Genomic DNA, 15,331 nt, shown 5'->3' with positions numbered 1-15,331 from the left:
CACCCTACGGCCGCAATCGCCGGTATCCACCGCCGGTGGCGACCAGCACCTCGCCGGCCGGTGGGCTGCCGCAGGCCCGCTCGCAGCCGACGAAATGCCGATGCCCGGCTGACTCCACGTTCAGTGACCGCGCGGCGTCGGCCCGTACGTCGGCGGCCGAGTGCGCGCAGCCGGGGCTGCCGGTGCAGGCGCTGATGTTCAGCCAGGGGGAGTTCTCGTCGAACACCAGGCCCAGCGGCGCCAGCACCCGCAGCGCGGCGTCGGCCGTCGCGTCGTCGAGGTCGCAGATCAGCACCGATCGCCACGGCGTGATCACCAGCGGGGCCTCGATCGCGGCCAGGCATTCCGCGACCCGGGCGGGCAAGACCCCCAGCGGCACCGCGGCGCCCAGCGTTACCCGGCTGTCATCCTGGGGTATCCAGCCGACGGGCGTTTTGGTGACGGGCCGAACGGATGGGCCCAGCTCGACACCGGACTGCAGCTCGCCGATATCGGCTAATTCCGTTACTCGCCAGGCGGTTTCGCGGATCTTGACGAAACGCAACGCGACCTCGATCAGGGTCTCGGCGACATCGGCCACCCGCACGCCGGTGTCACGTCCGGTCAACAGCAGTCGGGGACCGTCGGGGAACACCTGCACGCCGACGTCGGCACCCAGGCCGGACACGTCGGCGCGGCCGTCGTCGAGACCGAACCAGAACCGGCCGCCCAGTTCCGCCAGCCGGGGCTCGGCGCGGATCGCCGCGTCGAGCTCACCGACCCATGCCCGCACGTCGGCTAGCCCGCCGGCCCGGCCGGACAGCGGCGAGGCGACGATATTGCGCACCCGCTCGTGTGTTGCCGACGGCAGCAGCCCGGCTTTGGCGACCGCGTCCGCGACCGCTGCCACGTCGCGGATCCCGCGCAACTGGACATTGCCGCGCGCGGTCAGTTCCAGTGTCGCGGAGCCGAAGTCGCTGGCGACGCTGGCCAGCGTCGCCAGTTGTGCCGCGGTGATCATCCCGCCGGGCAGCCGGATCCGCGCCAGCGCCCCGTCGGCGGCCTGGTGCGGCCGCAACGCACCGGGGCAGGCGTCCGCGTCACGGGTCCCGGCCACCCGTCCACCGTACGGGAGAATGGGTCGCCGCCTCGCCGCGCTCAGGTCCCGTCGGGAGGCCGAGGATCAGGGTCAGGGCGTTTTCGATTGCGGGCATCGTGGCGGGTTTGAGGGCGCCGAGTCGCTCCACGAGTCGGGCACGAGCGACCGCGCGGACGCCGCGGCACACCGCGACGCTATCGGCAGCTACACCTTCTGAGGGCGCGACAGGTGGCCGGAGTGGGGTGCGGGAGCGCGAGCTTGACACCGGCACGACGACAACGAGTTCGTCGTCGATTCCGGTGAGTAGCTCGTCCACGGAAACGACCACCGCGGGCCGATGCTTGCCGGGCTCACCCGCGCGAGCGGCGCCGAGGCTGACCAGCCAAAGGTCTCCTCGCCGTGGCTCAGCCAAGGCCGTCGCCTACCGTGCCCTCCCACTCGCGGTCCTCGTCGCGGACTGCCTGGGTGGTCGTCTCGGCGTGCGAGGCCTCGCGTTCGGCGCGGAAGATTGCCTGGCGCTCGGCCTGGGCGGCCAGTTCGGTGAGCAGAGCCGACATCGAGATTCCCCGTTCGCGGGCTTGGGCGGCCAGACGATCCCGAGTCTGGGTTGAAACCCTAATCGTCGTGGATGTAGACATGTTTGTAGTCTAGGCGTGGCTACAAAGCTCGCGGGCCCGACGCCACCGCTCGAGTCCTGCTCCGGTAAGAAGAATTGGTGCCGGAACCGACCGTTCTGCTGTTGTCGACGTCCGACACCGACCTGATTAGCGCCCGGTCCAGCGGCAAGAACTACCGGTGGGCGAATCCCTCGCGGCTGTCTGACCTGGAACTGACCGACCTGCTGGCCGAAGCGTCGATCGTGGTGATCCGGATTCTCGGCGGCTACCGCGCCTGGCAGAGCGGAATCGACACGGTGATCGCCGGCGGGGTACCGGCCGTACTGGTCAGCGGAGAGCAGGCCGCCGATGCCGAGTTGACCGACCGCTCCACGGTCGCGGCCGGCACCGCGCTGCAGGCCCACATCTACCTGGCCCACGGCGGCGTCGACAACCTGCGCGAGTTGCACGCCTTCCTGTGCGACACCGTGCTGATGACCGGCTTCGGGTTCACGCCGCCGGTCGCCACCCCGACCTGGGGGGTGCTGGAGCGTCCGGACGCCGGCAAGACCGGCCCGACGATCGCGGTGCTCTACTACCGTGCCCAGCACCTGGCCGGCAACACCGGCTACGTCGAGGCGCTGTGCCGGGCGATCGAAGACGCCGGCGGACGCCCGCTGCCGCTCTACTGCGCGTCGCTGCGCACCGCCGAGCCGCGGCTGCTGGAAAGGCTCGGCGGCGCCGACGCCATGGTGGTCACCGTGCTGGCCGCCGGGGGAGTCAAGCCGGCCGCCGCCTCGGCCGGCGGCGACGATGACAGCTGGAACGTTGAGCACCTGGCGGCGCTGGACATCCCGATCCTGCAAGGCCTGTGTTTGACTAGCCCGCGGGATCAGTGGTGCGCCAACGACGACGGCCTGTCGCCGCTGGACGTGGCCAGCCAGGTGGCGGTGCCCGAGTTCGACGGCCGCATCATCACGGTTCCGTTCTCGTTCAAGGAGATTGACGACGACGGGCTGATCTCCTATGTGGCCGACCCGGAGCGCTGCGCCCGGGTCGCGGGCCTGGCGGTCCGGCACGCACGGCTGCGCCAGGTCGCCCCCGCCGACAAGCGGGTGGCCCTGGTCTTCTCGGCCTACCCGACCAAACACGCCCGCATCGGCAACGCGGTGGGCCTGGACACCCCGGCCAGCGCGGTGGCCTTGCTGCAAGCGATGCGGCAGCGCGGATATCGGGTGGGTGATCTGCCGGGTGTCGAATCAAACGACGGCGACGCGCTGATTCACGCGTTGATCGAATGCGGCGGACACGACCCCGACTGGCTCACCGAAGGCCAGCTGGCCGGCAACCCCATCCGGGTGTCGGCCAAGGAGTATCGGGACTGGTTCGCCACCCTGCCCGCCGAACTGACAGACGTGGTAACAGCGTACTGGGGCCCGCCACCCGGTGAGCTGTTCGTCGACCGTAGCCACGACCCGGACGGCGAGATCGTCATCGCCGCACTGCGAGCGGGCAACCTGGTGCTCATGGTTCAGCCGCCGCGCGGCTTCGGGGAGAACCCGGTGGCGATCTACCACGACCCGGACCTGCCGCCCAGCCACCACTACCTGGCCGCCTACCGCTGGCTCGATACCGGATTCTCGAACGGTTTCGGGGCGCACGCCGTGGTGCATTTGGGCAAGCACGGCAACCTGGAATGGTTGCCGGGAAAGACGCTGGGCATGTCGGCGTCCTGCGGACCCGACGCCGCGCTGGGCGATCTGCCGCTGATCTACCCGTTTCTGGTTAACGACCCCGGCGAGGGCACCCAGGCCAAGCGGCGCGCGCACGCGGTGCTAGTCGACCATTTGATTCCTCCGATGGCCCGCGCCGAAACCTACGGCGACATCGCGCGTTTGGAACAGTTGCTCGACGAGCATGCCAGCGTCGCCGCGCTGGATCCCGGCAAGCTGCCCGCCATCCGCCAGCAGATCTGGACGCTGATCCGCGCCGCCAAGATGGACCACGACCTGGGACTGACCGAACGCCCGGAAGAGGACTCGTTCGACGACATGCTGCTACACGTCGACGGCTGGCTGTGCGAGATCAAGGACGTCCAGATCCGCGACGGGCTGCACATCCTCGGGCAAAACCCAACGGGGGAGCAAGAACTCGACCTGGTGCTGGCCATCTTGCGGGCCCGCCAGCTGTTCGGCGGCGCGCACGCGATCCCCGGCCTGCGGCAGGCACTCGGCCTGGCCGAGGATGGCACCGACGAACGCGCGACAGTCGACCAGACCGAGGCGAAAGCCCGCGAACTGGTCGCGGCCCTGCAGGCCACCGGCTGGGACCCCTCCGCCGCCGACCGACTCACCGGCAACGCCGACGCCGCCGCGGTGCTGCGGTTCGCCGCCACCGAAGTGATACCCCGGTTGGCTGGCACCGCAACCGAAATCGAGCAGGTGCTAAGAGCTTTGGACGGCCGGTTCATCCCGGCCGGGCCGTCGGGGTCGCCGCTGCGCGGCCTGGTCAACGTGCTACCCACCGGGCGCAACTTCTACTCCGTGGATCCCAAGGCGGTGCCGTCCCGGCTGGCGTGGGAAGCCGGTGTGGCACTGGCCGATTCGCTGCTGGCGCGCTACCGCGATGAGCATGGGCGGTGGCCGCGGTCGGTGGGGCTGTCGGTGTGGGGCACCTCGGCGATGCGCACGGCCGGCGACGACATCGCCGAAGTGCTTGCGCTGCTGGGGGTTCGGCCGGTATGGGACGACGCCTCGCGGCGGGTCATCGACCTGGCGCCCATGCAGCCGGCCGAGCTGGGCCGCCCGCGCATCGACGTGACGGTACGGATCTCCGGCTTTTTCCGTGATGCCTTCCCGCATGTGGTGACCATGCTCGATGACGCGGTGCGGTTGGTCGCCGACCTCGACGAGGCCGCCGAGGACAACTACGTGCGCGCGCACGCCCAAGCGGATCTGGCCCACCACGGAGATCAACGGCGAGCCACCACAAGGATTTTCGGATCCAAACCGGGAACCTACGGCGCCGGGCTGCTGCAGCTGATCGACAGCCGCAGCTGGCGCGACGACGCCGACCTCGCCCAGGTGTACACCGCCTGGGGCGGATTCGCCTACGGGCGCGACCTGGATGGCCGCGAGGCGATCGACGACATGAACCGCCAGTACCGGCGTATTGCGGTGGCCGCCAAGAATACCGACACCCGTGAACACGACATCGCCGACTCCGACGACTACTTCCAGTATCACGGCGGCATGGTGGCCACCGTGCGGGCGCTCACGGGCCAAGCACCGGCCGCCTATATCGGCGACAACACCCGACCCGACGCGATCCGCACCCGCACGCTGTCGGAGGAGACCACGCGGGTGTTTCGCGCCCGCGTGGTCAATCCGAGGTGGATGGCCGCGATGCGCCGGCACGGCTACAAGGGCGCATTCGAGATGGCGGCCACCGTCGACTATCTGTTCGGTTATGACGCCACCGCCGGGGTGATGGCGGACTGGATGTACGAGCAGCTCACGCAGCGTTACGTCCTGGACGCGCAGAACCGCACGTTCATGACCGAGTCCAACCCGTGGGCGCTGCACGGCATGGCCGAACGGCTGTTGGAAGCGGCCGGTCGCGGCCTGTGGGCACAGCCGGCACCGGAAACCCTGGACGGGTTGCGCCAGGTGCTGCTGGAAACCGAGGGCGACCTGGAAGCCTGAGTACGGCGAGCAGACGCAGAATCGCATGCGCGGGACCCCGCGCAGTGCGATTCTGCGTCTGCTCGCGCGGTAGGTTGGCACCCGTGACCCCTACCTTTTCTGACCTTGCCGAGGCGCAGTACCTGCTGCTGACCACCTTCACCAAGGACGGCCGGCCCAAGCCGGTTCCCATCTGGGCCGCCTTGGACACCGACCGCGGGGATCGACTGCTGGTCATCACCGAGAAGAAATCGTGGAAGGTCAAGCGGATCCGCAACACGCCGCGGGTGACGCTGGCGACCTGCACCTTGCGCGGCCGGCCGACCAGCGAGGCCGTCGAAGCCACCGCGGCCATCCTCGACGAATCCCAAACGGGCGCCGTCTACGACGCGATCGTCAAGCGCTACGGCATCCAGGGCAAGCTGTTCACCTTCGTCAGTAAGCTGCGCGGCGGCATGCGGAACAACATTGGCCTAGAGCTCAAAGTGGCCGAAAGCGAGACCGGCTAGTTAGCGGCGCCGCCGGAGCAACCAGCAAATCAGGTAGATCACAAACGAGATGGTGGCCACGAACACCGACACCGGGACTCCAGGCGCCAGCGACAGCAGGATGCCGCCGACGGCGGAAACCTCGGCGAAGACCACCGAGGTCGCGATCGCGGCGACCGGGGCAACCACGACCCGGGCGGCCGCCGCGGCGGGGGTGATCAGCAAAGACATCACGAGGAGTGCCCCGACGATCTGGACAGCCTGGGCGGCTACCACGCCCATCAGTGCGGCGAACACAATTCCCAGGGCGCGCACTGGCACGCCGCGGGCGGCCGCGACCTCCGGATCGACGGTGGCAAACAAGAGCGGTCGGTAGCAGATCGCCAACACGGTGACCACGAGCAGACAAACCACGGTCAGCATGGTCAGCCCGGAGTGACCGACCCCGACGATCTGGCCGGTCAGCAGCGCAAAACTGGTCCCGGTCGGTTCCGCTGGGCAAGGTCTCGGTCAACTCGGTGATTGGCACTCCTGCCCGCCGGGCGGCCACCTGCAGTTCGTCGGTCGCCGCGGTAGGTGTCTGCGGGTTAACCAGCAACGCCGCGACCTCACGGCCGGCGATCATGTCGAGCACGGCCGCCATATCGGCCGGGGTGGGGTCGTTGCCGTTTTCGTTGGCCGCGATGAAGGTAGCCGGGGTTCGATTTTTCAGGCCGGCTGCCGCCAGCAGGTAGTGCACGACGGGTTCGGTCGCGATGACCGCGGCGTCGGGATAGGTGGTGGCGATCGCGTGTTCGGAAATTGCGATTGCGTCGGCGCCGCGGCTGAACTCGGCGGCGTTCGCTCGATAGTTCCCGGAATTGGACGGGTCGAGGTCCGCCAACCGGTCGGCGATCGTTGCCGCGACCGCCTTGGCGACATTGGGGTCGTAGAAGACGTGTTCGTTGGGCGCGTCGTCGTCGCCCACGGCGCCGAGCAGCGAGTAGGCATCGACCGCCTGGACACCAGGATGGCCGGCCAACACCTGGTCGACCCACGGGTCGTACCCGCCGCCGTTGTAAATCACCAGCTCCGCGTCGACGATCGCGGCGGCGTCCGCGGGGCTGGCCTGGTACGAATGCGGGTCGGCATGGGCGCCGGTGAGGATGGATTTGACGGGTACATGCCCGCCGGTGACCGCGCGTGCCACGCTGCCCCACACATCCCATTTCCTTTCGCCCGGCCCGCTCGGCCGCCCGACCATCGTAATGACAATCATTTCCAGTACAACTTGGTCGCGGCGGAGGACCGGGCACCGTGGAAGACGACGGGGGTGGTGGTCGGGATGGATGGCGGATTTCATGGATGCCCGGTGTCGTCGTCGTTGTTCTCGGCGGTGACACCGTGGGCGGGGATCGGCTCGCCGCACGGATCCTGGTGCCACTGACCGAAGTGTCGCAGTGCCGTGATCGGTGAGCAGGCCCAGCAGGTCAGCGGTCACGGCGGCGGTGCCCTCGTGTCCGGTGACAAGGATCACCGGGGTGGCCACCGTCCTCCTTATCGATAACAGTTTTCATTATTGCGACGTCGACGGTACAGTGCCACCTAGCTGTTGTCGAAAATGATTTTCAATAAGCCGAGCTTCGAAGGAAGGGTGCCCCTTGTCCGCCCACTGCCAAGTCACCGGCCGCAAGCCGGGATTTGGAAACACCGTCTCGCACTCCCATCGCCGAAGCCGTCGGCGATGGTCGCCCAACATTCAGCAACGAACGTATTACCTGCCCTCCGAGGGCCGTCGCATTCGGCTGCGGGTGTCCACGAAGGGTATAAAGGTCATCGACCGCGACGGTATCGAAGCGGTCGTGGCCCGCCTGCGTCGCCAGGGGCAGCGGATCTGATGGCGCGCACCGACATCCGGCCGATTGTGAAGCTGCGTTCCACGGCGGGCACCGGCTACACCTACACCACCCGCAAGAACCGCCGTAATGACCCCGACCGTCTCATCTTGCGCAAATACGACCCGATCCTGCGGCGTCACGTGGACTTTCGCGAGGAACGCTGACGTGGCCAAGAAGTCCAAGATCGTCAAGAATCAGCGGCGGGCGGCCACCGTCGCCCGTTACGCATCGCGTCGCACCGCGCTCAAAGACATCATCCGATCCCCATCGAGCGCCCCCGAACAGCGCAGTACCGCCCAGCGAGCCCTTGCCCGCCAGCCCCGCGACGCCAGTCCCGTGCGGTTACGCAACCGCGACGCCATCGACGGCCGGCCGCGCGGACATCTCCGCAAATTCGGGCTCTCCCGTGTGCGGGTCCGCCAACTGGCCCACGACGGACACCTGCCCGGTGTCCGGAAGGCCAGCTGGTAGATGGCCGCCAAATCCGCGCGAAAGGGCCCGACGAAGGCGAAGAAAAACCTGCTCGATAGCCTCGGCGTCGAGAGCGTCGATTACAAAGACACCGCAACATTGCGGGTGTTCATCTCTGACCGAGGCAAGATTCGCTCCCGGGGAGTGACCGGCCTGACAGTCCAGCAGCAACGCCAAGTCGCCCAGGCGATCAAGAACGCCCGCGAGATGGCGCTGCTGCCCTACCCGGGCCAGGACAGGCAGCGACGCGCTGCACTGTGCCCATGACCCGCATCCGGCAAGCCGGGGAACTTACCGAGGCCATGCTCGCCAAACCCATGTCGGCGCGCCGCACACGTCAGGCAACGAAGAGGGCGCCGCGCGCATTTTTCGCCAGCTGACACCCGCAGCTGTGGCCCACTACTTCATGATGACAATCATGTTCATCTCGCCTTCGGGGTGCACGCGGACATGACAGCCCCGCCGCCCTCCGACGGGACAAGGTCATCGGCATCCGCGGGGAGTCGAAGTCGTACCTAAGGCTCACCAGGCGAGCCGGCGCGCAAGTGCTGGCCGAAGAACTCAAAGACCCGACGCCACGCGTCTTCGGTCGCGGCCTCGTTGTAGCCGAATCCCGCGATGCGCACCAGCGGCTGACCGGGCAGTTTGTTCGCGAAGCTGTGCCCGGCGCCCGGGTAGGACTTGATATCGGCGGGGATGTTTTTGGCCGCGGTCACTTTACGTAGTCGATTGGCTGCGCCGATACCCAGCGGGTCGCGGGTGCCGAAGCTGGCGACGATCGGGCATGCCCCGTTTAGCGTCTCGCTGAGGTGGCGCGGCAGTGGAGTGCCGTAAAAGGGCGCGGTGGCGCCAAAACCTCTGGGCGACAAGACAAGCGCAAACTGACCGCCCATGCAAAAGCCCACAATGCCAACCCGACCGGAGCATTCTGGCATGGCCAGCAGGTGATCGCGGGCGGCCAGGATGTCATCGAGCGCGCGGCCCCGCTTCGTTAACAGCTCGCGAAAGACTCGGGTGATACATCGGGCGCGGCCGCCTCGGGCGTACATGTTCGGGGTGAGCACCACATAGCCTGCCCGGGCGATACGCTCGGAAATCAACTTATTGTCGGGGACATACCCGACCGCGTCGTGCACCACCACCACACCCGGCCACGGGCCCTGGCCGGGGGGAAGGCCCAGCAGCGCATCAATGGGTCCGGCGGGAGCGTCGATCTCTATCGTTGTCATAGCGTCATCTAACTGCAGCCTCGATGTCCGCCCCCGAGGAACTCGGGCCTAGCCCGCAGACGTTGGCGTCACGTGGTGTCGCGGCTGCTGCTCAGCTACGCCGTCGTCGAGCTCGCGGTGGTTTTCGCGCTGGCGGCGACGATCGGGTTTGGCTGGACTTTGCTGGTGTTGCTGGCGACGTTCGTCCTCGGGTTCGGTCTGCTGGCGCCGCTCGGTGGCTGGCAGCTCGGCCGACGGCTCCTGTGGTTGCGATCCGGCTTGGCGGAACCACGAAGCGCACTGAGTGACGGCGCGCTGGTCACCGTTGCCTCGGTCTTGGTGCTTGTTCCTGGTCTGGTCACCACGACGATGGGGCTGTTGCTGCTGGTGCCGCCGATCCGGGCGCTCGCTCGACCCGGGCTGACCGCGATCGCCGTGCGCGGTTTCCTGCGGAACGTGCCACTGACGGCCGATGCGGCGGCCAACATGGCCGGGGCCTTCGGCGAGAGCGGCACCGACCCGGACTTTATTGATGGCGAGGTCATCGACGTCATAGATGTCGAGCCGTTGACCCTTCAGCCCCCTCGGGTAGCCGCAGAACCTCCATCGCCGGGGTCGAATTAGCGGTGTGAGCCAGATTCCCGTCAAACTCCTGGTCAACGGCCGGGTGTACAGCCCCACCCACCCCGAAGCCACCGCGATGGCGGTGCGCGGCGATGTCGTCGCCTGGTTGGGCAGCGACGACGTCGGCCGCGACCAGTTCCCAGACGCTGACGTGCAGGATCTCGACGGCCGATTCGTGGCGCCGGGGTTCGTGGACAGCCACATCCACCTGACCGCGACCGGTCTGATGCTCAGCGGGCTGGACTTGCGGCCCGCGACCTCACGCGCGCAGTGCCTACGGATGGTCGCCGACTATGCGGCCGACCATCCGGGTCAGCCGCTGTGGGGTCACGGTTGGGATGAGTCGGCCTGGCCGGAGAATGCTGCGCCCAGCACCGCCGACCTAGACGCGGTTCTCGGTGACTGTCCCGCCTACCTGGCCAGGATCGACTCGCACTCCGCGTTGGTCTCCTCCGGACTGCGGCGGCTGGTCCCCGAGCTGGCGGCGGCAACCGGTTACACGGCCCAGCGGCCGCTGACCGGTGATGCCCACCACCTAGCCCGGGCCGCCGCACGCTACCTCTTGACCGACGTCCAGCTTGCCGACGCCCGGGCCGTGGCGCTGCAGGCCATAGCCGCGGCCGGCGTCGTCGCCGTGCACGAATGCGCCGGTCCGGAAATCGGCGGGCTCGACGACTGGTTGCGGCTGCGTGCACTCGAGCACGGAGTCGAGGTGATCGGGTACTGGGGTGAGGCCGTGGCCACGCCGGCCCAGGCCCGTGACCTGGTGACCGAGACCGGGGCTCGAGGGCTGGCCGGTGATTTGTTCGTCGACGGGGCGCTCGGGTCGCGCACCGCCTGGCTGCACGAGCCCTACGCGGACGCCCCCGACTGCATCGGCACCTGCCACCTTGACGTAGACGGCATCGAAGCGCACGTACGAGCATGCACCAAGGCCGAAGTGACCGCCGGCTTCCACGTCATCGGCGACGCTGCGGTGTCGGCCGCAGTCGCCGCCTTCGAACGGGTGGTGGCAGATCTCGGCGTGGTTGCCGTCGCCCGCTGCGGCCACCGCCTCGAGCATGTGGAGATGGTCACCGCGGACCAGGCCGCGAAGCTGGGCGCTTGGGGGGTCATCGCCAGTGTGCAGCCCAACTTCGATGAGCTGTGGGGCGGTGGCGACGGCATGTACGCTCGCCGCCTGGGCGCCCAGCGAGGCAGCGAACTCAACCCGCTGGCGCTGTTAGCATCCCAAGGCGTGCCCCTCGCGCTTGGCTCCGACGCGCCCGTCACGGGCTTTGATCCCTGGGCCAGCGTGCGCGCGGCGGTCAATCACCGCACGCCGGGCAGCGGGGTATCGGCGCGGGCGGCGTTTGCTGCCGCGACCCGCGGCGGCTGGCGGGCCGGTGGTGTTCGAGACGGCCGGATCGGCACCCTGGTGCCCGGCGCGCCCGCGTCCTACGCGATATGGGACGCCGGGGACTTTGACGTCGACGCACCGCGCGACGCAGTCCAGCGCTGGTCTACCGACCCGCGCTCCCGGGTACCCGCATTGCCGCGGCTGGGCCCGACCGACGCCTTGCCGCGTTGCCGCCAAACCGTGCATCGAGGTGCGGTCATCTATGGCTAGGGAATGGTTCGGCCGGAAGGCGCGGCCCGCTGAGGTCGCCGAGGCCGGCCCGGAGAGCCCCGCCGATCCAGAGATCGAACTATCGGCCGAGCCGGCGGAAGGCCCCGACGCGCCGAGCGCGGCTGCCTGGCTCGGCGCCGCGGCCCGCCGGCGCCTGGTGAAGCTTGGCGCCTGGGTGGCAGCGCAGCTGCCCACCACACGGACCGCGGTGCGGACGCGGCTGACGCGCCTGGTGGTCAGCATCGTGGCCGGTCTGCTGTTGTATGCCAGCTTCCCGCCGCGCAACTGCTGGTGGGCGGCGGTGGTTGCGCTCGCATTGCTGGCCTGGGTGCTGACCCACCGCGCGACGACACCGGTGGGTGGGCTGGGCTACGGCCTGCTATTCGGCCTGGTGTTCTACGTCTCGTTGTTGCCGTGGATCGGCGAGCTGGTGGGCCCCGGGCCCTGGTTGGCACTGGCGACGACGTGCGCGCTGTTCCCCGGCATCTTCGGTCTGTTCGCCGTCGTGGTACGCCTGTTGCCGGGTTGGCCGATCTGGTTCGCGGTGGGGTGGGCGGCGCAGGAGTGGTTGAAGTCGATCCTTCCGTTCGGTGGATTTCCGTGGGGGTCGGTCGCCTTCGGTCAAGCCGAAGGCCCGCTGTTGCCGTTGGTCCAGCTCGGCGGTGTGGCGCTGCTGTCAACGGGGGTAGCGCTGGTCGGATGCGGCTTGACCGCGATCGCGCTGGAAATCGAGAAGTGGTGGCGAACCGGTGGTCAGGGGGATGCGCCGCCGGCGGTGGTGCTGCCGGCCGCGTGCATATGCCTGGTCTTGTTCGCCGCCATCGTCGTCTGGCCGCAGGTGCGGCATGCGGGTAGCGGATCGGGCGGCGAACCCACGGTCACCGTCGCGGTGGTCCAGGGCAATGTGCCCCGGCTCGGTCTCGACTTCAATGCGCAACGTCGGGCGGTGCTAGACAACCACGTTGAGGAGACGTTGCGGCTGGCCGCCGACGTGCATGCGGGGCTGGCGCAGCAACCCCAGTTCGTCATCTGGCCGGAGAACTCGTCGGACATCGACCCGTTCGTCAACCCCGACGCCGGTCAACGGATCTCCGCAGCGGCCGAAGCGATCGGCGCGCCGATCCTGATCGGCACCCTGATGGATGTTCCGGGCCGTCCTCGTGAAAATCCGGAGTGGACCAATACGGCCATTGTCTGGAATCCCGGCACCGGGCCGGCCGACCGCCACGACAAGGCAATCGTGCAGCCCTTCGGCGAGTACCTGCCCATGCCGTGGCTGTTTCGGCACCTCTCCGGCTACGCCGACCGCGCCGGCCACTTCGTGCCCGGCAACGGCACCGGTGTGGTGCGCATCGCTGGGGTCCCGGTCGGGGTGGCTACCTGCTGGGAGGTGATCTTCGACCGCGCCCCGCGGAAGTCGATTCTGGGCGGCGCGCAGCTTTTGACCGTGCCCAGCAACAACGCCACCTTCAACAAGACAATGAGCGAACAGCAGCTGGCATTCGCCAAGGTACGGGCCGTCGAGCACGACAGATACGTGGTGGTTGCCGGTACCATTGGGATCAGTGCGGTGATAGCACCAGACGGGGGTGAGCTGATCCGGACCGACTTTTTCCAGCCCGCATACCTGGACAGCCAGGTGCGCCTCAAGACGAGGCTGACACCGGCAACTCGATGGGGTCCAATCCTGCAATGGATTCTCGTCGGGGCAGCCGCAGCGGTCGTTCTCGTCGCCATGCGGCAGAATGGGTGGTTCCCGCGTCCGAGGCGCTCGGAGCCAAAGGGCGAAAATGACGATTCCGATGCGCCCCCGGGCAGATCTGAGGCCTCCGGTCCGCCGGCCCTGAGTGAATCCGACGACGAACTCATTCAGCCCGAGCAGGGCGGCCGACACTCATCCGGTTTCGGACGACACAGAGCAACATCGAGGAGTTACATGACCACCGGCCAGCCGGCGCCCCCAGCCCCGGGTAACCGTCCCAGCCAGCGCGTCCTGGTGATCATTCCTACGTTCAACGAGCGGGAGAACCTTCCGGTGATCCACCGGCGGCTGACGCAAGCATGCCCCGCCGTGCACGTGCTGGTCGTCGACGACAGCAGCCCCGACGGCACCGGCCAGCTCGCCGACGAGCTGGCGCAGGCCGATCCCGGCCGCACCCACGTGATGCACCGCACCGCCAAGAACGGTTTGGGCGCGGCGTACCTGGCAGGTTTCGCCTGGGGGTTGAGCCGGGAGTATTCGGTGCTGGTCGAGATGGATGCCGACGGCAGCCACGCGCCCGAACAGCTGCAGCGCCTGCTGGACGCCGTCGACGCTGGTGCCGATCTTGCGATTGGTTCGCGCTATGTCGCGGGGGGGACGGTACGAAACTGGCCTTGGCGGCGGCTAGTCCTGTCCAAAACCGCTAACACCTATTCGCGCCTGGCGCTCGGAATCGGGATCCACGACATCACCGCTGGCTACCGCGCGTACCGCCGCGAAGCACTCGAAGCGATTGACCTGGACGGCGTGGACTCCAAGGGCTACTGCTTCCAGATCGATCTCACCTGGCGCACGGTGAGCAACGGGTTCGTCGTCACCGAGGTGCCGATTACCTTTACCGAGCGCGAGCTCGGTGTGTCCAAGATGAGCGGGTCCAACATTCGTGAGGCGCTGGTCAAAGTCGCCCGCTGGGGCATCGAGGGACGCCTTTCGCGCTCGGACCACGCACGCGCACGACCGGACATTGCCCGGCCGGGAGCAGGGGGTTCCCGGGTCAGCCGCGCCGACGTGACCGAATGAGCTCGAGGCGCTCCTTAAGTAACTCTTCGAGTTCTTCGATGGAACGGCGCTCCAGCAGCATGTCCCAGTGCGTCCGGGGCGGCTTAACCTTCTTCGGCTCGGGCAGGTCGCCCTCGATCAGGGTGCCTTCCATGCCGTTGCGGCACAACCAGGTGCCGGGGATCTCGGCGTCATCGGCGAACGGGACTTCGAACTCCTCGCCGTTGTCGGTGCGGTACCGCGCGATCTGGCGCGGCGCCAGGTCGTGGTTGCGGTCGGTCTCATAGCTCACGGCTCCGAGGCGACTGCCCCTCAGGACACGATCAGCCATGGGCGCTACTCCTTTAGGTCCTGTGAGCCCTGGGCTCTGCTGGTAGGTTGCGTACTGGCGACTGGCTCCGGTTGGCAAACGCTGCGGCCGTCTGCGTAGTTCCCGGCACGCGACGCGCGCGGCGCGACCATCAATGATACCGGGATCGGACACCCGGGCGGACTAATGTCTGCAGGCATGACTCGTCGTGCCCGTCCGCAGCCGTGCGGGTGGTGTGGCCGTGACGTGACCGACGTCGGCATGGGCCGTCGCCGCCGGTATTGCCGGCAGTCTTGCCGGCAGCGGGCTTACGAGCAGCGCGCCATGCTGACCCGGGGTGAGGTGAGGGCGCTGCCCGCCGATGCGGTCGTGTTGTCAGCCGACGACGCGGCCGATCTGTCGGATCGTGTTTACCAGGTGCGATGCGCCGCCGAGGATGTCGTCACCGCGCTCGACGAAGGAGCCGCGGCGACCGAACTGCGCGATCTGTGCGACGAGCTGATCCGGGCCGCCAGGGCTGCCGATGGGTGGCGCCGAGCCGGCGCCTAGTCGCTGCATTCGTGCGGCTGTGTTGTGAAGACCACCGCTAGCACCGCATTGACATGCGCCCATCCGGCGTTGACGGG

Annotated in this window: 16 protein-coding genes and 1 pseudogene; 10 read left to right on the top strand and 7 right to left on the bottom strand. The window is 68.2% G+C overall.

Annotated features, from left to right (window positions below):
• Nucleotides 1–4 precede the first annotated feature (4 nt).
• Genes cobG through mazE7 form a run of 3 tightly spaced genes read right to left on the bottom strand, consistent with a single transcriptional unit; the run spans nt 5 to nt 1,716 of the window.
• Nucleotides 5–1,096, bottom strand: coding sequence for a precorrin-3B synthase (cobG, locus tag FF952_RS10955; protein WP_003900454.1), 1,092 nt, complete (start codon nt 1,094–1,096; stop codon nt 5–7).
• Nucleotides 1,080–1,490 carry a type II toxin-antitoxin system toxin endoribonuclease MazF7 gene (gene mazF7 / locus FF952_RS10950; protein WP_003904769.1) on the bottom strand — a complete coding sequence of 137 codons (411 nt, stop codon included), beginning with the start codon at nt 1,488–1,490 and terminating at the stop codon, nt 1,080–1,082. The genes cobG and mazF7 overlap by 17 nt, the downstream gene beginning before the upstream one ends.
• Nucleotides 1,483–1,716, bottom strand: a complete 234-nt coding sequence (gene mazE7 / locus FF952_RS10945) for a type II toxin-antitoxin system antitoxin MazE7 (RefSeq protein WP_003410651.1) — start codon at nt 1,714–1,716, stop codon at nt 1,483–1,485. Before mazE7 ends, mazF7 begins: the two co-directional genes overlap by 8 nt.
• Before the next feature lie 77 nt (nt 1,717–1,793).
• On the opposite strand from mazE7, the gene cobN reads away from it, so the two are divergent.
• Together cobN and FF952_RS10935 are read left to right on the top strand one after the other, a co-directional pair.
• Nucleotides 1,794–5,378, top strand: coding sequence for a cobaltochelatase subunit CobN (gene cobN, locus FF952_RS10940; RefSeq protein ID WP_003410648.1), 3,585 nt, complete (start codon nt 1,794–1,796; stop codon nt 5,376–5,378).
• A gap of 83 nt (nt 5,379–5,461) precedes the next feature.
• Nucleotides 5,462–5,866, top strand: coding sequence for a PPOX class F420-dependent oxidoreductase (locus FF952_RS10935; protein ID WP_003410645.1), 405 nt, complete (start codon nt 5,462–5,464; stop codon nt 5,864–5,866).
• On the opposite strand, the gene FF952_RS10930 is transcribed toward FF952_RS10935, so the two are convergent.
• Together FF952_RS10930 and FF952_RS10925 are read right to left on the bottom strand one after the other, a co-directional pair.
• Nucleotides 5,867–6,259 carry a metal ABC transporter permease gene (locus FF952_RS10930; RefSeq protein ID WP_229303073.1) on the bottom strand — a complete coding sequence of 131 codons (393 nt, stop codon included), beginning with the start codon at nt 6,257–6,259 and terminating at the stop codon, nt 5,867–5,869.
• 136 nt (nt 6,260–6,395) lie between these two features.
• A pseudogene (locus FF952_RS10925) lies at nt 6,396–7,088 on the bottom strand (metal ABC transporter solute-binding protein, Zn/Mn family); the annotation flags it as partial.
• Nucleotides 7,089–7,485: 397 nt separating this feature from the next.
• On the opposite strand from FF952_RS10925, the gene rpmB reads away from it, so the two are divergent.
• Genes rpmB through rpsR form a run of 4 tightly spaced genes read left to right on the top strand, consistent with a single transcriptional unit; the run spans nt 7,486 to nt 8,460 of the window.
• Entirely contained in the window at nt 7,486–7,722 is a 237-nt protein-coding gene (gene rpmB, locus FF952_RS10920) for a 50S ribosomal protein L28 (protein ID WP_003410631.1), read from the top strand.
• Nucleotides 7,722–7,886, top strand: a complete 165-nt coding sequence (gene rpmG / locus FF952_RS10915) for a 50S ribosomal protein L33 (RefSeq protein WP_003410628.1) — start codon at nt 7,722–7,724, stop codon at nt 7,884–7,886. Before rpmB ends, rpmG begins: the two co-directional genes overlap by 1 nt.
• A gap of 1 nt (nt 7,887) precedes the next feature.
• Nucleotides 7,888–8,193 carry a 30S ribosomal protein S14 gene (rpsN, locus tag FF952_RS10910; RefSeq protein ID WP_003410624.1) on the top strand — a complete coding sequence of 102 codons (306 nt, stop codon included), beginning with the start codon at nt 7,888–7,890 and terminating at the stop codon, nt 8,191–8,193.
• Nucleotides 8,194–8,460 (top strand): 30S ribosomal protein S18, encoded by a 267-nt coding sequence (gene rpsR, locus FF952_RS10905; protein ID WP_003410619.1) that lies wholly within the window; start codon nt 8,194–8,196, stop codon nt 8,458–8,460.
• A gap of 248 nt (nt 8,461–8,708) precedes the next feature.
• Here the strand turns inward: rpsR and FF952_RS10900 are convergent, their stop codons facing one another.
• Complete coding sequence (locus tag FF952_RS10900; RefSeq protein WP_003410610.1) at nt 8,709–9,422, bottom strand: dienelactone hydrolase family protein; 714 nt, start codon at nt 9,420–9,422, stop codon at nt 8,709–8,711.
• Between the two features lie 75 nt (nt 9,423–9,497).
• Between FF952_RS10900 and FF952_RS10895 the strand changes: the two genes are divergently transcribed.
• The 3 genes from FF952_RS10895 (at nt 9,498) to lnt (ending at nt 14,416) form a co-directional block, all read left to right on the top strand.
• The gene (locus tag FF952_RS10895) at nt 9,498–10,025 is read left to right on the top strand and encodes an FxsA family protein (protein WP_003410608.1); all 528 of its coding nucleotides are present in this window, start codon (nt 9,498–9,500) and stop codon (nt 10,023–10,025) included.
• A 4-nt stretch (nt 10,026–10,029) separates the two neighbouring features.
• On the top strand, nt 10,030–11,634 hold the full coding sequence (locus FF952_RS10890; protein ID WP_003410605.1) for an amidohydrolase: 1,605 nt from the start codon (nt 10,030–10,032) through the stop codon (nt 11,632–11,634).
• A 157-nt stretch (nt 11,635–11,791) separates the two neighbouring features.
• Entirely contained in the window at nt 11,792–14,416 is a 2,625-nt protein-coding gene (gene lnt, locus FF952_RS10885) for an apolipoprotein N-acyltransferase (RefSeq protein ID WP_003907851.1), read from the top strand.
• Here lnt and rbpA read toward each other — a convergent pair.
• Nucleotides 14,391–14,726, bottom strand: coding sequence for an RNA polymerase-binding protein RbpA (rbpA, locus tag FF952_RS10880; protein WP_003410601.1), 336 nt, complete (start codon nt 14,724–14,726; stop codon nt 14,391–14,393). The genes lnt and rbpA overlap by 26 nt on opposite strands.
• 177 nt (nt 14,727–14,903) lie before the next feature.
• Between rbpA and FF952_RS10875 the strand changes: the two genes are divergently transcribed.
• Nucleotides 14,904–15,254 carry a hypothetical protein gene (locus tag FF952_RS10875; RefSeq protein ID WP_003912718.1) on the top strand — a complete coding sequence of 117 codons (351 nt, stop codon included), beginning with the start codon at nt 14,904–14,906 and terminating at the stop codon, nt 15,252–15,254.
• The last annotated feature ends 77 nt before the right edge of the window (nt 15,255–15,331 follow it).

Origin of the sequence: Mycobacterium tuberculosis complex sp. N0072, assembly GCF_030323725.1 — a bacterium.
GTDB classification, from domain to species: Bacteria; Actinomycetota; Actinomycetes; order Mycobacteriales; family Mycobacteriaceae; genus Mycobacterium; species Mycobacterium tuberculosis.
The sequence above is the reverse complement of the archived record's forward strand: the minus strand, read 5'-3'. Positions and strand labels throughout refer to the sequence as shown.

Coding starts and splice junctions, on each gene's coding strand:
- rpsR (WP_003410619.1), top strand. CDS start 8,194: ATGGCCGCCAAATCCGCGCGAAAGGGCCCGACGAAGGCGAAGAAAAAC.
- FF952_RS10900 (WP_003410610.1), bottom strand. CDS start 9,422: ATGACAACGATAGAGATCGACGCTCCCGCCGGACCCATTGATGCGCTG.
- rpmG (WP_003410628.1), top strand. CDS start 7,722: ATGGCGCGCACCGACATCCGGCCGATTGTGAAGCTGCGTTCCACGGCG.
- rbpA (WP_003410601.1), bottom strand. CDS start 14,726: ATGGCTGATCGTGTCCTGAGGGGCAGTCGCCTCGGAGCCGTGAGCTAT.
- mazE7 (WP_003410651.1), bottom strand. CDS start 1,716: ATGTCTACATCCACGACGATTAGGGTTTCAACCCAGACTCGGGATCGT.
- FF952_RS10875 (WP_003912718.1), top strand. CDS start 14,904: ATGACTCGTCGTGCCCGTCCGCAGCCGTGCGGGTGGTGTGGCCGTGAC.